Below are 17,449 nucleotides of genomic sequence, written 5' to 3'. Positions count from 1 at the left end.
CTTACTGCTGTGAGGCCTGCTGAAACAGGTGTTCCCACATATCGGTAACCAGCGCCTGGTCACGCGGTGACAATTCACCCGCGCCAATGGCTTTTTCCAGACTCTGGCTAACGGTTGTATGTACCGCCTGAGCGGAGTGGTCGTCACCACTTTCCAGTTCTGCGATGGCTAATGTCAGGTGGCCACGCAAATACCCACTGGCAAACAACTCATCATCACTGGCATGGTCAACCATACCGTCGATTAATGCCAGAATGCGTGATTCAAACTCCGCGATCATCTTCTTTCCTCATTGTAAAACGTGGCGCTGGCTTCAGTTGAGCGCTTCCGGCCACGGGAACTGTTCCGCCGTAAGTTCCGGCGTGTGATAATAATTTTGTAGTGCTTTAATGAAGCGTGCCGGACGTTCGGGAATGCCGTTTGCCAGATAATCCATCACCTGCGCATGTACCCGCCGTTGAAACACCACGCGGTCCGGTTCGAAATCCCCTTCCAGATTGTCGCAGCTAACATTAAACGGATATCCCGCCGCCACGCAGAACAACCAGTCCAGCGCCTGCGGCTTCACTTCAACATCTTCAAACTGACTTTGCGTCTGGGCATCGCGTCCGTCCGGGCAATACCAGTAACCGAAATCAACCAGGTCACGGCGCGCTTTCCCGGCAATACACCAGTGCGAAATCTCGTGGATGGCGCTGGCATAAAAGCCATGAGCGAAGACGATTCTGTTATACGGTACTTCCGCATCAGCAGGAAGATAGATCGGTTCGTCGTCGCCTTTAATCAGACGGGTATTAAATTCATCGGCAAAGCAGCTATTAAAAATCTCAATCAACTGCTCATAGTGGTGTGTACTGTTCATTAGTTCATCCCCAACCAGTGGAGGATCTCCTGTCCGTGGCTATCATAAAGTAATTTGGCACTCATCACCGCCGAGACGATAACGATCATCGGGCGGATCAGCTTTTGTCCTTTGCTCAACACCAGTCTTGACCCCATGCGCGCGCCGAGGAACTGTCCTACCAACATCACAAATCCTGTCGCCCAAATCACTTTGCCACCGAGAATAAACAGCAGCAAACCGCCAATGTTTGACGTTGCGTTAAGTAATTTGGCGTGAGCAGTGGCTTTGGCGAGGTTGAATCCGCACAGCGTAACGAAGGCCAGCGCGTAAAACGATCCGGCAGCCGGGCCAAAAAATCCATCGTAAAAACCGACGCAACCACCTGCAATTAACGCGAAGGGTAAACCGTACATCCGGCGCTGGCGATCTTCTTCACCCAGCTTTGGCATCAGTAAGAAATAAAGACCGATACAAATTACGAGGATCGGTAAAATCTGCCGTAAGACATCGGCCTGAACATACTGCACCAGTAGCGCGCCGCTCATTGAGCCGACAAAGGTCATGGCGATATTGAGTTTTTGATCGCTTAAACTAACCACTTTACGGCGAATAAAGTAGATAGTGGCGGAAATAGAGCCACCGCAGGCTTGCAGTTTATTGGTTGCCAGCGCGTTAGCGGGAGACATCCCCGCCGCCATCAATGCCGGAATGGTGAGTAACCCACCGCCACCGGCAATCGAGTCGATAAACCCCGCCAGCATGGCGACAAAAAAGAGAACTCCCAGCAGCAGCGGGGAAACCATAAACAGGCTATTAAACGTTTCCATTAGATCACGTGCTCATCCAGTAGCGCCTGGCAGGAAGGCGGCAACGGAGGCGGTGTCTTCTTCTCAGGCTTTGTTGTTCCCGGTTTTGGAGGTTCAAACCAGCTTTGCAGTTCTGCCCCGCAACCATCGCCTGGTGGCGGTAAAGGTTGATCCTCACACTCCAGACTATCGGCAGGACAACGTAATCGTACATGCATATGCGCGCGATGCTGGAACCAGGGTCGCACTTTGCGCAACCAGTCGCGATCGGTGCCCGCATCAAGGCAAAGTTGTTGTTTAATCGCCGGATTAACAAAAATGCGCGTGACGTCTTTGTCCTGGGCGGCGAGTTTGATCAAGCTGAAAATTTCTGGCTTCCACAGCGCGGGGACAACGTGTTTACCGTCGCGGGAAACTAAATCTAACGCTTGCGGGCGCAAGAGCTGCGCGGAGGTCCAGCGTGTTTTCGGCAGTTGCAGGAAGATATCGACATCCAGTCCGGTCTGGTGGCTGGCGTGACCGCCGTTGAAACGACCACCAGCAGGCATCCCCATATCGCCAATCAGCACCGTACCCATGCCCAGATTGCTCACCTGGCGACTCAGACGCTGGATAAACATCACCAGGTCTGGGTGACCGAAATAGCGACGCTGATCGGTACGCATGACCTGATAATGTTCGGACTGTATCGGCAACGTGTCAGCACCGACGATACAGCCATTAGAAAAACTGCCTATCGATTGTGCGCTACCCGGCACAGGTTGGGTTATTTTTTGCCACGGCGTCGCTGCCAGGCTGGCGCTACTGGCAAGCAGGGCCAGCAGCGCAATCGCGGTTTTGTTCATTTTTTACCAGCGTGGAATATCAGTCTTCACATCGGCATTTTGCGCCCGTTGCCGTAACAGGTGATCCATTAAAACGATCGCCAGCATCGCTTCCGCGATCGGCACCGCGCGGATCCCAACACAAGGATCGTGACGGCCTTTGGTGATCATCTCAACTTCTTCGCCAAAGCGGTTAATAGTGCGCCCCGGCACGGTAATGCTGGAGGTTGGCTTCAGCGCCATATGGGCAATGATTTGCTGCCCGCTGCTGATACCACCAAGAATGCCGCCCGCATGGTTGCTCTGGAAACCGTCTTTGGTGATTTCGTCGCGGTTCTGGCTGCCACGCAGCGCTACCACGTCAAAACCATCACCAATTTCCACGCCTTTCACCGCGTTGATGCTCATTAGCGCATGGGCGATGTCGGCATCCAGGCGGTCAAAGACCGGCTCGCCAAGTCCGGCGGGTACGCCACTGGCAACGACGGTGACTTTCGCACCAATAGAGTCGCCTTCTTTTTTCAGCGCGCGCATCAGTTCATCTAACGCGTCGATTTTGTCCGGGTCCGGGCAGAAGAATGGATTTTGCTCGACCTGAGACCAGTCTTTGATTTCCAGTGGAATGTCGCCCATCTGGGTCAGGCAACCGCGAATCTCAATGCCAAATTTCTCGGCGAGATATTTTTTGGCAATCGCCCCTGCCGCCACGCGCATAGCGGTTTCACGGGCGGAAGAACGTCCACCGCCGCGATAATCACGCAGGCCGTATTTTTGTTCGTAAGTGTAATCGGCATGGCCTGGACGGAAGACATCTTTAATTGCGCTGTAATCCTGAGAACGCTGGTCGGTATTTTCGATCAACAAGCCAATGCTGGTGCCAGTAGTAACACCTTCAAAAACACCGGAGAGAATTTTGACCTGATCCGGCTCACGACGCTGGGTGGTATAGCGCGATGTCCCAGGGCGACGACGATCAAGGTCATGTTGCAGGTCCGCTTCCGTAAGCGGAATGCCTGGCGGAACACCATCGACGATGCAGCCGAGCGCCAGCCCGTGCGATTCGCCGAAGGTGGTTACGCGAAAGAGTTGTCCAATTGTGTTTCCAGCCATCACGGCTCCGTTATTGTTGTGTTTGCGTGTTTACTTAATCTTTATAAATCGCGAAATGTTCACGGGCCGCCAGCAGCTGCTCTTTGGTGAGCATAAACACACCATCGCCGCCGTTATCAAACTCCAGCCATGTGAACGGAACATCCGGATATTGTTCCATAAGATGTACCATGCTGTTGCCCACTTCACAAATCAGCACACCATCATCAGCGAGGTAATCTGCCGCGTTACCGAGAATGCGACGCGTCAGTTTCAGGCCGTCGGTGCCAGATGCCAGACCGAGTTCCGGCTCGTGGCGGTATTCGTTTGGCAGGTCGGACATATCTTCCGCATCGACGTACGGCGGGTTGGTGACGATCAGGTCGTACTGCACTTTCGGCAAGTCACGGAACAAGTCGGAACGAATCGGAATGACGTTGTGGATCAAACCGTGTTCTTCGATGTTCTGTTCAGCAACCGCCAGCGCGTCTGGAGAGATGTCCACCGCGTCGACTTCCGCTTCCGGGAAGGCATAAGCACAGGCAATGGCGATGCAGCCGCTACCGGTACACATATCTAAAATGTGCTGCGGTTGCTTACTGATGAGTCCGGCAAATTTATTGTTGATCAGTTCACCAATCGGCGAGCGCGGCACCAGCACGCGTTCATCGACGTAAAATTCATGACCGCAGAACCAGGCTCTGTTGGTCAGGTAAGCCACCGGAATGCGTTCGTTGACGCGGCGGATCACGCGCTCAACAATACGGTGTTTTTCGCTGGAGGTCAGACGCGCGGTGCGCATGTCTTCCGGAATATCCAGCGGCAGGTAGAGCGAAGGCAACACCAGTTGCACGGCTTCATCCCACGGGTTATCGGTGCCGTGGCCGTACCAGATATTCGCCGCGCTGAAGCGGCTCACCGACCAGCGCAACATGTCCTGAATGGTTTGCAGCTCATTTACTGCTTCATCAACGAAAATTTTATCCACGTATTCCTCCAGGGCATGATCGCAATAATTTCGGCGGCTAGTTTGCCATGAAGATGACGATAAATCAGCATTCACGCGCGGTGAGTGAGGAAAAATACGTTTAAAACGATCGATTGTGCTACGAGTCGGGTAAACTGTAGGAAAATTAGAAATAGAGAAAGATAAATGAAAAAGAAAACAACACTTAGCGAGGAGGACCAGGCGCTGTTTCGCCAGTTGATGGCGGGGACTCGCAAGATTAAGCAGGACACGATTGTCCACCGACCGCAGCGTAAAAAAATCAGCGAAGTGCCAGTAAAGCGGTTGATTCAGGAACAGGCCGATGCCAGCCACTATTTTTCGGACGAATTTCAGCCATTATTGAATACCGAAGGTCCGGTCAAATATGTTCGCCCGGATGTCAGCCATTTTGAGGCGAAGAAGTTACGCCGTGGCGATTATTCCCCGGAGTTGTTTCTTGATTTACACGGTCTGACGCAGCTACAAGCCAAACAGGAACTGGGGGCGTTGATTGCCGCCTGCCGCCGTGAACATGTGTTTTGCGCCTGTGTGATGCATGGTCATGGTAAGCATATTTTGAAGCAGCAAACGCCACTGTGGCTGGCGCAACATCCGCATGTGATGGCATTTCACCAGGCACCAAAAGAGTATGGTGGCGATGCGGCGTTGTTGGTGCTGATTGAAGTGGAAGAGTGGTTGCCGCCGGAATTACCCTGAATATTAAAAGGTGGATGAGTCGGGCCATTTAGCCTTGGATACTGGCGTCTCAACCCTGGCGATAATGAACGTAATAATCGGGCATTAATTGAAAAACGTAAGCAGCTTTCCGACAGCCTTCTGTGGGCTAATGGCATTGACCCTTCAGAGGGGCTTGAGGATGACGACCTGCTGCAAGCGCTTATCGACGAATTACTCACCCTCGTCGACGGTTATCTGGCACCTTTCGCTCCCGTGATGGCGAATATTCTAAAAAACTGGATGACCGCATGACATAACGGACAACGGGGCCTGATGGCCCCGTTGTGTGGTGTATACGCTACAGCTCGTTGAGCGTGTACTGGAAGCGGCAGGTGGAATCAATCGGCTGGCGGCTGCTGGTATCGACACGCACCACCATGTCGTGCAGTTGCTTGTCAGTGATGGGATGCCTGTTTGGCGCCACCGTAACATTAGCATTATCACAGCCTGATGATGAAAACGTGATCATTTGCGCAACCCAGCGACAGTAAGCGCCCTCTTCATTCATTTGCGAGCCATCACATAGTTTGCCGTCTTTCATCAGATAGGTTGAAAGCGTTTTTTCAATCACACCCCCCGTCGATTGCAAAGACAGTGTTTTCGTTTTATTGATATAGTTTTCATCCCACGAAACATCATACGGCGTAACTGACACGGTTGGGCACACGGACACGGTTGCATTTGGTCCATAATAGATATCTTTATCAACAGAACCGACCACAACCTGGCTGGTGGCTCTGATACTCACTAACCACGGGCAGCCTCCCACATCACCATCGACGGTAATATCCAGAGGCAGCTTGAGACATTCCCAGCGGCTGTCTTTGGCTTCCAGTGCCTCCATGCCCGGACAAAATGAATTATTTACAATTGTCCCATCTTTTACCGTAATCGTCGGCGCAGGAGAACTGCCCGTTCCTGTCCATGTGCGATTGGGTAAGTTGCCAAGCGTCATAACATAATTACTTTGATAATAGGTACCGTAGTAAACACTCGAAACCTCAGCAACATCAAGATACAGTTCGACCTGACTATTCCAGCCAAACGTAGCATAGTAGATATACACATTACGAAATGTCTGCCCCATCCCGGCCCGACTACCGAGCATAAAAACCATCAGGATCAAAAGACGAAACAGCAAGTTAGTTTTTTTCATCTTATATGTACTCAAACGTTGCGGTTAAGGAGGCGGTAAACTCACCCATCGTCACTTCCCGCCCGCTTTTCGCCTGGAGCCAGGCATTAAAATTCAGATTGTTATTGCCGTTACTCAGCACAAAGGTCGCGCCGCTGGTATTGTTAATCGGCACCGGTGTTCCATCGGTTTTTTCCATGCCAATTCCGACACCTTGCGCCGCCGAAGATACATCCAGCGCCAGAAAGCCCGGCTGTTCACTGTCTTCTGTACCGGTCAGCGTCACCCGGACTTCATACTGAGCTGGCCCTTTGCAATCTTTGAGCTGAAACACCACTGGCACCCGCGCAGACTGCCCGGTCACCATCAGGTCTTTACGGCTAACGGTGGGAAAATGCACCTCCGCCAGCGACTCGCCCTGAACGACTAACGTGCAGGACTTGCTGAGTAAATTGCCGTAGAAATGCAGGTTGTCAGCCGCCTGAACATGGGGCGTCAGCAGCACCGTCGCCAGTACAGCCGCGCAGTGAGATATCCGTTTTAGGTTCATTGGTAATCCACCTGTAATGTTGCGTAGGCAGAAAAGGTTCCGTCGCTGAGCGCCGCATCATTGGCTTTCACCGGCACAGCTTGCAGCGTTGGCGGCGTTGACGGGTCAATTTTCAACGGTGTTCCCAGCTTAAACGGCTGGCCGTTTTGCTGTAGCTCAATCCCCAGGCCGCTAACGTCCGTTTCAATGGCGGAATCATCATAAGGGGTTTGGCTGCCCGTCCAGGTCAGGCTCATCTCCCAGGCGTCGTCGCGCACATCGGGGTCACATGTGATGGTGTAAGGCACATCCTGACGGAAATTATCGCCGTTAATGTTGTCGATAATGACGTTGCGAAACTCAACTTCGATCGTCTTACCATCGCTGATAGTACAGGCGGGTGGCGAAACCAGCGTGCCGTGAAAAGTAACGTCGTTAATCGCGGCCTGCGCCAGGCCAGCAAAACCGTAAATTAAGCACCATGCGAGTCGTTTCATTGGTAGTCCACCACCATGGTCATGGTCGCATTAAACTCCGATGCCATCAGTTCCACACCGCTCTGCTTCACCGGAACGGCTTCGAAGTCTGGCTGAGTATTGATGTTGAACGGCAGCCAGCTACTGTTACCCACTGCCACCAGCGAATGGTCAGCGGCATTCTGAATACGAATGCCAAAACCGCTGATTCCAGTACTCAGCACCGTTTCGCCGTTGATGGTCGTGGTGGTGGCCTGAAGCTGCATTTGCAGGTCGTCGCTGACACTGTTTGAGCAGTTCAGGGTGTAGCCCACTGCCTGACGGTAGTTGGCACCATCAATGCTTTTAATAATCACATTGCCGAACTCCACCGCGCTTCCCTTTACCGAACAGGGCGGCGGTCCATCCACCAGCACGCGCAACGTCAGATTGACGATTTTGCCGCCCGCCATTGCCGGGAAAACGGTCACGCCACAGGCCAGCAATAGCGCGGCAGATCCGGTCAGAAAGAACGCTTTCATGTTGCTTCTCCCGTTATCAACCTTTGCTGCTTTGATCTTCATCCACCTTGCAGGTGTTCCCTTCACAACGGAAGATCAGCGGCATGCGCGCGCCGTAGTCGTTGATATAGGTCAGCACCGGGGCGCTCGCCATTTTTGCCTTTAACGGTTGTGACGTTTTCGGTGGCATCACCAGCGGTTTAAACCCGGCGGCAGTCAGCCCTTTCTTCTGTGTGCTGGCATCGCTGATGATGACGTGGTACGGCGTCGGGTTATTGACGGTATAGTCCTGGCCACTGCGCGTGAGTGTGACCTTAAACTGCCACGGTCTTCTCATGTCAATCTTCTCCAGCGCCTTTGGTCGCCAGAACAGCTTGATGCGCGTTTGCAGCGCAATTTGCAGGGTGTTGGCTTTCCCGGACTTTGGCGGGATCTCACGCACGTTGTAGTAGAACAGGCTTTCTCGGTCGGACGGCAGTGTGTGAATGTCCGGCAGCGCCTGAATCTTCACCTGGCCGTTCATCATAGCGTCAATACGCTGCACCGGCGGCAGTACTGCCAGCGGCGAAGTGATTTTGTTGCCCTTCTCGTCTTCCAGCCAGCTTTGCGCCAGGTAAGGCAGCTTTTCGTTGTTGTTACGCAACGTCACGCTGATCGATTTATCGCTTTCGTTAAACACCAGACGGGTGCGATCCGGGGTGACCGATGCATGCGCCGTCAGGCTGGCGGTGGTAAGCAGTGCCATCAGCGCTGTGCTGACGAGCATTGGACAGGATAATTTATAAGACATTGATCGTTCCTTAATCAGATTATTGAGTTGCTGAAATTGACGTCGGCGCTTCCGTTGGTGTGACTTGCCGCGTCTGGTCCTGAATAACAGGCTTAATTTCTGGCGCTGAAGAATCAGGGGCTGCCGTTCCCTTTTGTTCACACGGCAACAACAGACCGCTGAACAAATCGGCAGGTAGCGGCTTCGGCAATACGATCTCGCATTGTGCGCTGCCTTCCCAGAACACCATCATATGCTCGTCCGCATTGACCCCCGCCAGATAGACATTGCCTTCATCATCCACAATGCCAACCTGCTGCTGCTCGTCGTTTTTCACTTCCGCGCCAAACGGCGGGTAGCTACCGTCACGCAACCGCAGTACCGCCATCGCTTTTTGCCCGCTGATCACTTTGAATTTACGATAGCCGATTGCGCCTTCCGTCAGAGTCGCCTGCACCACCGACTGGGTGGCTTCCGCATCTTCCGGCAAGTTGTTTAAATCGATATACGCCTGATTGCGATAGTAGTTGTTAATATCGGCGACCACCGCCTTGCCAAACATATTGGTGTACACCGGCGCGCCGTTGCTTTCGACCGGCACGTTGGCAATCCCGTCGGCGTCAATCAGCAGGCGCGTGCCGCCCATGTTCTGGGTACGGTGCAGCGCCCCACCATGCGCGGTCAGCGTTGCCCCGCCCTGTAAGGCGATCCCCGCCGAACGGTATTCCCCTTCATGGTAGTTGGCGCTGAGATCAACCTTCGCCAGCGAACCGTCGTGGCTCAGATAACCATCCGCGCTGCCGTGCTGCTCGCTGGTGCCAACGTTAACCTGGTAGTGCGTTGCGTCATCGACGCGCTTAAAGTAACCGACCTGGCTGCTGTCCGACCCGCTGCCGTAGGAACCGTTGTAGGTCACGGTGCTGCTGTCGCTCCACGGAATGCTCATACTGAGGTACATCCCCTTATCCGCATTATCGTCATATTCGTAGCGATAGCCGGTCACCGAGATGCTCATGTTGCGAATGCTCCCCATATTAAAATAGTGGGAAAACATCAGGTTATAGTTTGTCTGTTCCGGGCGATCCCAGTAAGTACGATGGGAGTAGTTGAGATAGATCGAAACACCCGCAGCGGCAAAGTTCTGGTTATAGGTGATCGTATACATCTCTTTGTCGTTACCGGTCCGCGCCATGTCCGACTGGTTCGCGTCCAGATACTCGCTCATGGTCATGAAGTTCTTTTCGGAGAAACGGTAGCCTGCAAAGGTGACGCGGCTGTTGAGTTCGTCAAAGTCTTTGGCATAGCTCACGCGAAAGGAGTTGCCGTCCAGTTTTCCTTTGCCGTATGCGCTGTCATGATCCAGGTTGACGTGCGAGTGAGTCACATCGAACGCCAGCGCGCCAAACTGTGCGAGGTCGCGCCCCACCCCCATCGCCGCCGACTGATAGTGTTTATCTGCCAGCGCACCACCGTAGAGCGACCAGCCATCTGCCACCCCCCATGACGCTTCTCCGCCGGAGAAAAAGCCGCCTTCGGTCTTGTGGTTCCAGTCTTCCGGACGCCCCATCATCACTTTGTAACGCACCTGCCCCTGGCGCGTGAGGAATGGCATAGATGCGGTCGTAACGTCATATTCCTGCACCTGACCATTCTGTTCTTCAACGCGGACGTGCAGTGTGCCGGAGACGGAGTCGCCGATATCCTGAATGCGGAATGGCCCGGCGGGAACCTGGGTTTCGTAAAGTACCCGGCCCATCTGGCTAATGGTGACTTTTGCACTGCTGTGCGCCACGCCGGAAACATCCGGTGCATAGCCGCGCAGGTTGGGCGGCAGCATCTGGTCATCGGTGCTGACGCTGCTGCCGATATAGTTAAAGCCGTCGAAAATATCGGAATTGAGATAATCTTCCCCCAGCGACAGCTTCGCTTTTAAAGAGGGTAAGGCCCGCCAGGCGTAATAACGGCTCCAGTCCCAGTTTTTGCTCGTTGTACTGTTACTGCTGTCATCGTCGTCATCGTTGCTGCGGGTGTGCTGATAATCACTTTGCCAGTCTGCACGGAAACGCCATGCCCCCAGGTTCGCCCCAACGGTACCGTTGCCGCTGATATCATGTGAGTCCTCGCCCCCCTGCTCCTGATGGCGAGTTTGCGCATTGAGGCTGTAGTCGGCAATCAGGCCAGGAATACCGTCGTCCCAGCGTGAGGGAGGGTCCCAGTCGCTGCTGGTATATTCGAGGTAAGCCTGTGGCACTGTCAGCAGCAACGCCGACTGGCTTAAATCATTCTCGACTTCCATCCCGTCTAATTGACCTGGTTTAAGGCATTCATCGTTGTGCGTCCACTGCAGGCTTTTTGCTATCCCTTCTTTCAGCCCCAGCGCCGCCACTAACTCAGGTGTCAGGCAGGCATAGTTTTTTGTTGGATCGTTTTCAGAGACGTACCAGTTAATGTCGTATTCATCAGAAAGGGGTTGTTTATTTATAAATACACGTAAATTATATTTACCCGCGTCGACATACCCTTTTTTTGAAAACTTACCGAGATCAATTTTCGTATCGCCCTTTAACTCAAGGAAACGGGGGTCAAATTGAATTGAATCATCAGCCCATGCATTGACTGACCCACCAGAGATTGCCAGCGCAATATAGCAGGCGATTCCCCGCAGCCGAAAATTTGAGTGATTAGGCATACACATATCCGTTTGTGAAACAGTCGTAAATCTGTTGCGTGTTGAATAACCCCACAGCAGAACGCTGTGGGGTTGTCACATCAGAGATAAGTAATCTGGAATGTGGTCAGGGTTTCGAACTGGCCGAGATCCGGCGCATCGGTTTCACCCACCAGCCAGGCTTTAAAGTTCAGCGTTTGCTTGTCTTTACCCTTGCTGGTTGAAGTATCCATCACGATTGGCTGAACAATCTTTTCGCCCACTTTATAACCTTTGCCATGGGTATCGCCGATTACCAGGCTCACGTGGTTCATGGCAACACCGCTGTCAACATTGAATAACGCATAGTTATCCGTGTTGGCTGGCCCCGCGTAGTTAGTACCGGTGAACGTGGTCTCCATGTTTGTTTCAGTGGTAAACACGCAATCCTGTAAACGGATCTGGAAATCTTTCGGTGTGGTAGTGCCACCGCCGGTCAGTTTAGCCGCACCGATGTCACCCATATCGACTTCCAGTTTGTGATCGTCTGGAACGATAGAGCACGGGGAGTCTTCAATGGTGCCGTAGAAGCGCGCGGTACCGTTGTTGCCTGCTGCAAAAGCAGAACTGGAAACAACTGCGCCCATGACCATCGCCGCAGCAATGGCTGTTTTGGCAAACTTACTCATTATTTGTCCTTAAATCATTAAGAGTTATAATATAATCACCTGACATAAAATTAATATATATTATGCCCGATATTTATAGTTAGCCATTGAACATATACACTCCAATATAATCATAGAATGTAAACAAGTATTCTCTGGTGTGTCTGTATGTTGGTCTTATCTATAAAAAAACTCAATTTAGTAATACTTAAACACTTTATGTAGATTTTATTAATTAATACATCTACAAAATACTTTCACCACTTTCCAACAAAAAAACATGCGAATTATCAACAAAAAAACAAACCATTATAATCAACAAAAATGAATTGCTTATAAAGCACACTAAAAAAATTATAATGACCTTACCATTATTTATTGCTAAAATTTAATATTAATTAAATCAATAAATATATATTCAAGACACAAAACCATTATCTTCTTTATTTTATTACGGGATTCAATAATGGGAAAATATAATAACTATCGAGAGTTGTTAAATATTAACAACATTTAGACAAGAAAAAGAATGATTGTATGACGGAGAAACTGCCCGGTGTACGCGCACGTAACCGGGCATTGATTGCTTAAATTGCTTTTGCCATCTTCAAATTACAAGGGCTCATTTGCCAGTTGAATTGGCCTTTTCCGCTTTCATCAAGCGTTACGCTGGCAATCGCTGAAGTGGTAAACATAGGCGGCGTTTCGCCCGGACATAACTCGGCAACCAGATACCCGACTAACGGTAAGTGAGAGATTACCAGTACCGAAGCAACACCTTCATTGGTCAACGCCTGCAAATAGGCGCCGACCAGACCAACATCGCCGCAGGGCGTTAACTCCGGCAGAACTTCTGCACTGGAAGGCAGGTTCAGACAATCCCCTACTTCTTCCAGTGTTTGCTCGGCTCGCAGGAACGGGCTCACCAGAACGCGTTCGATTTCCACTTTTTGACCTTTCAGCCAGTTCGCCATCAGGCGAGATTCGTCACAACCGTTAGTAGTCAGAGGACGAACCGAATCACTGGCGGCATCGAGGGCTGCGTCGCCGTGACGCATGATAAAAACTTGCATATTGCACCGCTTTTGTTAACCAGATTCGCCCGTTTTCTTTCATCTGAAACCAGAGAAAGAAAACGGTGGCCGGCATTGTGCCTTATCCATTCACCGAATGAAACGCTGTTTTTTACCTCAATGGCGTAAGTATAGTCAATATGCGTTTACATTTTGAGCAACACTCCGCCATTCAGCGCGGATTCATATAGCTTTGACCTTCTTATTGCAGGTCAGTTGCAGTTGTTTTCCAAAAACTTTCCCCACGCTTGCTCATCTCGACTAAACGCTCGCAAGGGGTAAAACGGGAACCATACTGCGTGGCCAGTCGTTGCATTATTGCAACCACTTCGCCTGCGCCGAGAGAATCGATATAGCGGAACGGTCCACCGAGAAATAGCGGAAAACCAATGCCAAATACCGCGCCTATATCCCCGTCACGCACGCTACGGATAACCTGCTCGTCCAGACAACGTACTGCTTCATTCAGCATCAACATCACACACCGTTCAGCAACCTGCGGTGCGGAGAGTCGCCCCTGCCCTTGTGCGCCAATGAGCGGGTAAATGGCGGGATCGACCTGTTTTTTGCTTTTACGCCCTTTCTGACCATAAAGATAGAAACCCCGGCCATTTTTTCTGCCTTTGCGATCGTCGTTCAAAATTGAAGAAACAACATTTGCAGGCGCGCTAAAACGTTCTCCATAAGCGGCTTCCAGTACAGGAATAATTTTAGTCCCGGTGTCGATTCCTACCTCATCCAAAAGTTGGATTGGGCCTACCGGAAAACCAAATTTCACCAGCGCGGCATCAATGTGCTCTACCCGTTCACCTTCGGTCAACATGCGGATAGCTTCATTAATGTAAGGCGCTAAAATGCGATTGACGTAAAACCCGGCTTTGTCACGCACGACAATGGGCGTTTTGCCCTGTTTTTTCGCCAGTTTTACTGTGGTAGCGATGGTTTGCGCCGATGTCCCCGCATGAGGAATAATCTCCACCAGCGGCATTTTTTCCACCGGACTGAAGAAATGCAGGCCAATAACTTGCTCAGGTCGCGCGGCGTGAGCGGCGATATCGGCAATCGGTAAAGATGACGTATTCGAAGCAAAGATGGTATGAGCGGCGCAATTTTGCTCCACTTCCGCCACCATCTGTTGTTTTAATTCGAGATTTTCAAACACCGCTTCAATAATCAGATCGCGATGGGCAAAGCCGCGATAGTCCGTCGTTCCGGAGATTAATGCCAGCTGTTTGTCACGTTCGCTGGCTTTGAGATGACGACGGCGAACTTTGCCCTCCAACTGATCCCAGCTGTACTTCAATGCATGATTTATGCCCTGCGGGTTGATATCTTTAATTCTGACCGGAAGCCCCGCTTTACAAGCAGTGACATAAGCAATACCGCCGCCCATCAAGCCACCACCTAGAATCCCCACGCTGTTTAATGGCGCAGGCGGCGCATCACTGCCGGGATCTTTTTTCACTTCCGTACTGGCAAAAAAGATATTGCGCAGCGCCTGTGATTGCGGCGTCATCGCCAGTTCACCAAACGCCCGAGCTTCGGCGTCATAGCCACTGCTGGTCCCCTGCGCTAAACCGGTTTCAATAACGTCAAGAATGCGTTTCGTCGCTGGATAGTTACCCTGAGTTTTTTGCTCTGTTTTCTTGCCGACCATTTTGAACAGCAGCGCACGACCTAACGGCCCCGCCAGAATACGCTCGCGTACAGGTAGAGGGCGTGAAGATGGACGATCCTGCTTTGCCAGCTCAACAGCGGCTTCCAGCAAAATGGAGTGCGGAACAACGTCATCCACCAGCCCCAGCTTTAATGCCTGTTTCGCCCGAAGTTGTTTTCCGGTGAGGATCATCTCTAATGCTGTGCTGACACCTATCAGGCGCGGTAAACGCTGGGTGCCGCCTGAACCGGGTAACAATCCAAGTTGTACTTCAGGCAAACCGAGTACCGTTTTAGGATCATCAGTACACACGCGACCGTGGCACGCCAGCGCCAGCTCCAGCCCGCCGCCCAGGCAAGCGCCATGAATAGCCGCGATAACCGGAACGGGCAAAGCATGAATCTCCGCCATTAACTGTTGACCCTGCCGCGCCAGTGCTTCCGCTTCTTGCGCCGTTTTGCAGTTGGCGATCATATTGATGTCTGCACCAGCGATAAAGTTGTCCGGTTTCGCGGAGATAAACACCACACCGCGCAGATCTTTATTTTCGCGGAGTTGTTTAATAATGGCGCGCACCTGCGAGGCAAACTCCGCCTTCAGGGTATTCATTTTCTCACCCGGTACGTCGATGGTGATAACAGCAATGTTGTCCAGACGGACATTAAGGGTAAACGCTGATGCCATTTCCATTATTCCGCCTCCACAACTATTGCCGCGCCAAGCCCACCCGCAGCACAGGCGGTCACTAATCCAAATCCACCGCCGCGACGGCGAAGTTCATGCAATGTCTGGGTAATCATTCGCGCGCCGGTCGCCGCGAAGGGATGCCCGTAAGCAATCGAACCGCCAAGCACGTTAAATTTGCTATCGTCCACTTCGCCAGTGGCATGTGCACGCCCCAGTACATCACGAGCAAAACGTTCACTACCCAGCAACTGAATATTCGCCAGTGTCTGAGCTGCAAAGGCTTCGTGCATATCGATCAATGTCAGATCGCTCATTGTCAAACCGGCACGTTCCAGTGCCAGCGGCGTTGACCAGGCCGGACCGAGCAACATGTCCTGCCAGACATCTATCGCAGTAAATGCGTAACTGCGCAGATACCCCAGCGGTACCAGCCCTAATTCTTTCGCCCGCGATTCGGTCATCAGGATCACCGCCGCTGCGCCATCGGTCAGCGGCGTACTGTTTGCTGCCGTTACCGTCCCGTGTTTACGATCAAACGCCGGACGCAACTTTGCGTAATCAGCAAGCGAGGAATTACCGCGAATATTGTTGTCTTCGGCAAGCGGTTGTTTATAAGGAGGGATAAAGGCAGTCATCACCTCTTCTTTGAGTTTACCGTCTGACCACGCCTGAGCAGCACGCTGATGCGAACGGTGCGCCAGTGCATCTTGCTGTTCTCGGGTGATGCCGTAGGTTTTCGCCATTTGCTCTGCGGTGTCCCCCATCCGCAAGCCGGTAGAATACTCTGCTACCGCAGGCGGTACGGGCATTAAGTCGCGTAAACGCAGGCGAGAGAAGAGTTTCAGGCGCTGGCTCATTGTGCGGGCTTTGTTGACATCAACCAGTACGCGCGCCAGTTTTTTACTGACGCCAATTGGCAATACGGAAGAGGAATCTGCCCCACCGGCAATCCCCGCGCGAATAGTTCCCGCCATCAGGCTTTCTGCGACGTTTGCAACCGCCTGGAAACTGGTAGCGCAAGCGCGGCTGACGCTGTAAGCATCTGTATGCACATTCATTCCAGTACCGAGAACAATTTCACGCGCAATGTTGGGGGCTTCCGGCATTTGTACGACCTGACCAAAGACCAGTTGTTCAATCACTTCAGCGGGGATCTCGCTGCGTGCCAGCAGTTCGCCTACCACCATCTTCCCCAAATCAACAGCAGGAATGCCATGAAAAGCCGTCGCCTGGCGGGCAAAAGGCGTACGTAACCCGCTAACGATGGCGATACGATCGCCCTGGCGGGTAACCAGCGGTAAAACCTGACCCATAACACTCCCCTGTAAAAAAATAAATAAAGTGGTCTGACCTGATCATAGTCTTAACCATTTTTTTACATTTAGCCAAGCGGAGAAAAAGGAAAGTGGGAGCTATGACACAGTGAAGACAGGAGAAAGAAAAGAAAACACCCCTGCCAGCAACTGACAGGGGCATACGTACCCGAGAGGAATTAACGCAGACCCAGCTGGAAGATCAGCATTTCAGCTTCGCAGGCAAAAGTGAAATCGATATCCAGGCGCACACCGTCAGACTCTTCAGTGAAAGTCGGGGTGATTTTGCACGGTTCGGATTCCACGCTACGGGCTTTTTCAGTCAGCGCCGCCAGCGTTTGTTCTGCTTCTGCGCGGTTTGCAAACACACGGCTGTAAGACGCGGTGCAGTCGGAGTTGTCCATAATGGTGCCAACATCCATACAGCAGCAAACCGGGGTTTCATCAGCACTACATTTACTCATCGTTGATTTCCTCTGTATGTGCACCCAAGGTGCCAGATAAACGTTGTGGATATTTTACGCTTCCGGAAAGTGCTGCTCCAGTTGTTAATTCTGCAAAATCGGATAAGTGACCGAAATCACACTTAAAAATGATCTAAAACAAAATTCACCCGAATCCATGAGTGCGCCACCTCCCAATTTTGCCAGCTGGATCGCGTTTCTTAGATCATATCTGAAAAAAGATAGAAACATACTTGCAACAT

Annotated in this window: 18 protein-coding genes; 1 reads left to right on the top strand and 17 read right to left on the bottom strand. The window is 51.8% G+C overall.

The genetic code is table 11. From position 1 onward, the window contains the following. Position 1 precedes the first annotated feature (1 nt). The 6 genes from HBM92_RS07400 to prmB are packed head-to-tail and all read right to left on the bottom strand — an operon-like array spanning position 2 to position 4,551. On the bottom strand, positions 2–280 hold the full coding sequence (locus HBM92_RS07400) for a YfcL family protein (protein WP_000559761.1): 279 nt from the start codon (positions 278–280) through the stop codon (positions 2–4). Between the two features lie 33 nt (positions 281–313). Then, positions 314–862 (bottom strand): elongation factor P hydroxylase, encoded by a 549-nt coding sequence (gene epmC / locus HBM92_RS07395; protein ID WP_001089230.1) that lies wholly within the window; start codon positions 860–862, stop codon positions 314–316. Then, on the bottom strand, positions 862–1,671 hold the full coding sequence (locus tag HBM92_RS07390) for a sulfite exporter TauE/SafE family protein (RefSeq protein ID WP_000447361.1): 810 nt from the start codon (positions 1,669–1,671) through the stop codon (positions 862–864). The genes epmC and HBM92_RS07390 overlap by 1 nt, the downstream gene beginning before the upstream one ends. Next, entirely contained in the window at positions 1,671–2,495 is an 825-nt protein-coding gene (gene mepA / locus HBM92_RS07385; RefSeq protein ID WP_001043802.1) for a penicillin-insensitive murein endopeptidase, read from the bottom strand. The genes HBM92_RS07390 and mepA overlap by 1 nt, the downstream gene beginning before the upstream one ends. Positions 2,496–2,498: 3 nt before the next feature. Further along, positions 2,499–3,584 (bottom strand): chorismate synthase, encoded by a 1,086-nt coding sequence (gene aroC / locus HBM92_RS07380; RefSeq protein ID WP_001297933.1) that lies wholly within the window; start codon positions 3,582–3,584, stop codon positions 2,499–2,501. Positions 3,585–3,618: 34 nt separating this feature from the next. Next, entirely contained in the window at positions 3,619–4,551 is a 933-nt protein-coding gene (gene prmB / locus HBM92_RS07375; RefSeq protein ID WP_001305196.1) for a 50S ribosomal protein L3 N(5)-glutamine methyltransferase, read from the bottom strand. Between the two features lie 165 nt (positions 4,552–4,716). Between prmB and smrB the strand changes: the two genes are divergently transcribed. Beyond that, positions 4,717–5,268: an endonuclease SmrB gene (gene smrB / locus HBM92_RS07370; protein WP_000730806.1), complete on the top strand. Its 552-nt coding sequence runs from the start codon at positions 4,717–4,719 to the stop codon at positions 5,266–5,268. Between the two features lie 319 nt (positions 5,269–5,587). Here smrB and HBM92_RS07365 read toward each other — a convergent pair whose 3' ends face one another. The 11 genes from HBM92_RS07365 to HBM92_RS07315 all read right to left on the bottom strand — a co-directional run bounded on the left by HBM92_RS07365 (position 5,588) and on the right by HBM92_RS07315 (position 17,207). After that, positions 5,588–6,445, bottom strand: a complete 858-nt coding sequence (locus tag HBM92_RS07365) for a StfH/YfcO family fimbrial adhesin (protein WP_000753501.1) — start codon at positions 6,443–6,445, stop codon at positions 5,588–5,590. 1 nt (position 6,446) lies between these two features. Beyond that, positions 6,447–6,974, bottom strand: a complete 528-nt coding sequence (locus HBM92_RS07360) for a fimbrial protein (RefSeq protein ID WP_001050120.1) — start codon at positions 6,972–6,974, stop codon at positions 6,447–6,449. Next, a complete protein-coding gene (locus HBM92_RS07355) occupies positions 6,971–7,450 on the bottom strand; it encodes a fimbrial protein (protein ID WP_000824841.1) in 480 nt (159 codons plus the stop codon). Before HBM92_RS07355 ends, HBM92_RS07360 begins: the two co-directional genes overlap by 4 nt. Beyond that, positions 7,447–7,950, bottom strand: a complete 504-nt coding sequence (locus HBM92_RS07350) for a fimbrial protein (protein ID WP_000642894.1) — start codon at positions 7,948–7,950, stop codon at positions 7,447–7,449. The genes HBM92_RS07355 and HBM92_RS07350 overlap by 4 nt, the downstream gene beginning before the upstream one ends. 16 nt (positions 7,951–7,966) lie before the next feature. Then, positions 7,967–8,719, bottom strand: a complete 753-nt coding sequence (locus tag HBM92_RS07345; RefSeq protein WP_000120669.1) for a fimbria/pilus periplasmic chaperone — start codon at positions 8,717–8,719, stop codon at positions 7,967–7,969. A gap of 19 nt (positions 8,720–8,738) precedes the next feature. Next, entirely contained in the window at positions 8,739–11,387 is a 2,649-nt protein-coding gene (locus HBM92_RS07340) for a fimbrial biogenesis outer membrane usher protein (RefSeq protein ID WP_001305198.1), read from the bottom strand. Between the two features lie 80 nt (positions 11,388–11,467). Beyond that, positions 11,468–12,034: a fimbrial protein gene (locus tag HBM92_RS07335; protein WP_000032640.1), complete on the bottom strand. Its 567-nt coding sequence runs from the start codon at positions 12,032–12,034 to the stop codon at positions 11,468–11,470. Between the two features lie 566 nt (positions 12,035–12,600). Beyond that, positions 12,601–13,086 (bottom strand): phosphohistidine phosphatase SixA, encoded by a 486-nt coding sequence (gene sixA / locus HBM92_RS07330; RefSeq protein WP_001195816.1) that lies wholly within the window; start codon positions 13,084–13,086, stop codon positions 12,601–12,603. Between the two features lie 202 nt (positions 13,087–13,288). Then, a complete protein-coding gene (gene fadJ, locus HBM92_RS07325) occupies positions 13,289–15,433 on the bottom strand; it encodes a fatty acid oxidation complex subunit alpha FadJ (RefSeq protein ID WP_000425031.1) in 2,145 nt (714 codons plus the stop codon). Then, positions 15,433–16,743, bottom strand: coding sequence for an acetyl-CoA C-acyltransferase FadI (gene fadI / locus HBM92_RS07320; RefSeq protein WP_000531944.1), 1,311 nt, complete (start codon positions 16,741–16,743; stop codon positions 15,433–15,435). The genes fadJ and fadI overlap by 1 nt, the downstream gene beginning before the upstream one ends. Positions 16,744–16,922: 179 nt before the next feature. Then, complete coding sequence (locus HBM92_RS07315) at positions 16,923–17,207, bottom strand: YfcZ/YiiS family protein (protein ID WP_001296261.1); 285 nt, start codon at positions 17,205–17,207, stop codon at positions 16,923–16,925. Between the last annotated feature and the right edge of the window lie 242 nt (positions 17,208–17,449).

This window comes from Escherichia sp. E.sYA108, assembly GCF_011754335.1.
GTDB classification, from domain to species: Bacteria; Pseudomonadota; Gammaproteobacteria; order Enterobacterales; family Enterobacteriaceae; genus Escherichia; species Escherichia coli.
This window is presented reverse-complemented; position numbering and strand designations above follow the sequence as displayed.

What these genes read in the sequence shown, in the direction of transcription:
- HBM92_RS07400 (WP_000559761.1), bottom strand. Translation starts at nt 280, where the DNA reads ATGATCGCGGAGTTTGAATCACGCATTCTGGCATTAATCGACGGTATG.
- epmC (WP_001089230.1), bottom strand. Translation starts at nt 862, where the DNA reads ATGAACAGTACACACCACTATGAGCAGTTGATTGAGATTTTTAATAGC.
- HBM92_RS07390 (WP_000447361.1), bottom strand. Translation starts at nt 1,671, where the DNA reads ATGGAAACGTTTAATAGCCTGTTTATGGTTTCCCCGCTGCTGCTGGGA.
- mepA (WP_001043802.1), bottom strand. Translation starts at nt 2,495, where the DNA reads ATGAACAAAACCGCGATTGCGCTGCTGGCCCTGCTTGCCAGTAGCGCC.
- aroC (WP_001297933.1), bottom strand. Translation starts at nt 3,584, where the DNA reads ATGGCTGGAAACACAATTGGACAACTCTTTCGCGTAACCACCTTCGGC.
- smrB (WP_000730806.1), top strand. Translation starts at nt 4,717, where the DNA reads ATGAAAAAGAAAACAACACTTAGCGAGGAGGACCAGGCGCTGTTTCGC.
- HBM92_RS07365 (WP_000753501.1), bottom strand. Translation starts at nt 6,445, where the DNA reads ATGAAAAAAACTAACTTGCTGTTTCGTCTTTTGATCCTGATGGTTTTT.
- HBM92_RS07360 (WP_001050120.1), bottom strand. Translation starts at nt 6,974, where the DNA reads ATGAACCTAAAACGGATATCTCACTGCGCGGCTGTACTGGCGACGGTG.
- HBM92_RS07355 (WP_000824841.1), bottom strand. Translation starts at nt 7,450, where the DNA reads ATGAAACGACTCGCATGGTGCTTAATTTACGGTTTTGCTGGCCTGGCG.
- HBM92_RS07350 (WP_000642894.1), bottom strand. Translation starts at nt 7,950, where the DNA reads ATGAAAGCGTTCTTTCTGACCGGATCTGCCGCGCTATTGCTGGCCTGT.
- HBM92_RS07345 (WP_000120669.1), bottom strand. Translation starts at nt 8,719, where the DNA reads ATGTCTTATAAATTATCCTGTCCAATGCTCGTCAGCACAGCGCTGATG.
- HBM92_RS07340 (WP_001305198.1), bottom strand. Translation starts at nt 11,387, where the DNA reads ATGCCTAATCACTCAAATTTTCGGCTGCGGGGAATCGCCTGCTATATT.
- HBM92_RS07335 (WP_000032640.1), bottom strand. Translation starts at nt 12,034, where the DNA reads ATGAGTAAGTTTGCCAAAACAGCCATTGCTGCGGCGATGGTCATGGGC.
- sixA (WP_001195816.1), bottom strand. Translation starts at nt 13,086, where the DNA reads ATGCAAGTTTTTATCATGCGTCACGGCGACGCAGCCCTCGATGCCGCC.
- fadJ (WP_000425031.1), bottom strand. Translation starts at nt 15,433, where the DNA reads ATGGAAATGGCATCAGCGTTTACCCTTAATGTCCGTCTGGACAACATT.
- fadI (WP_000531944.1), bottom strand. Translation starts at nt 16,743, where the DNA reads ATGGGTCAGGTTTTACCGCTGGTTACCCGCCAGGGCGATCGTATCGCC.
- HBM92_RS07315 (WP_001296261.1), bottom strand. Translation starts at nt 17,207, where the DNA reads ATGAGTAAATGTAGTGCTGATGAAACCCCGGTTTGCTGCTGTATGGAT.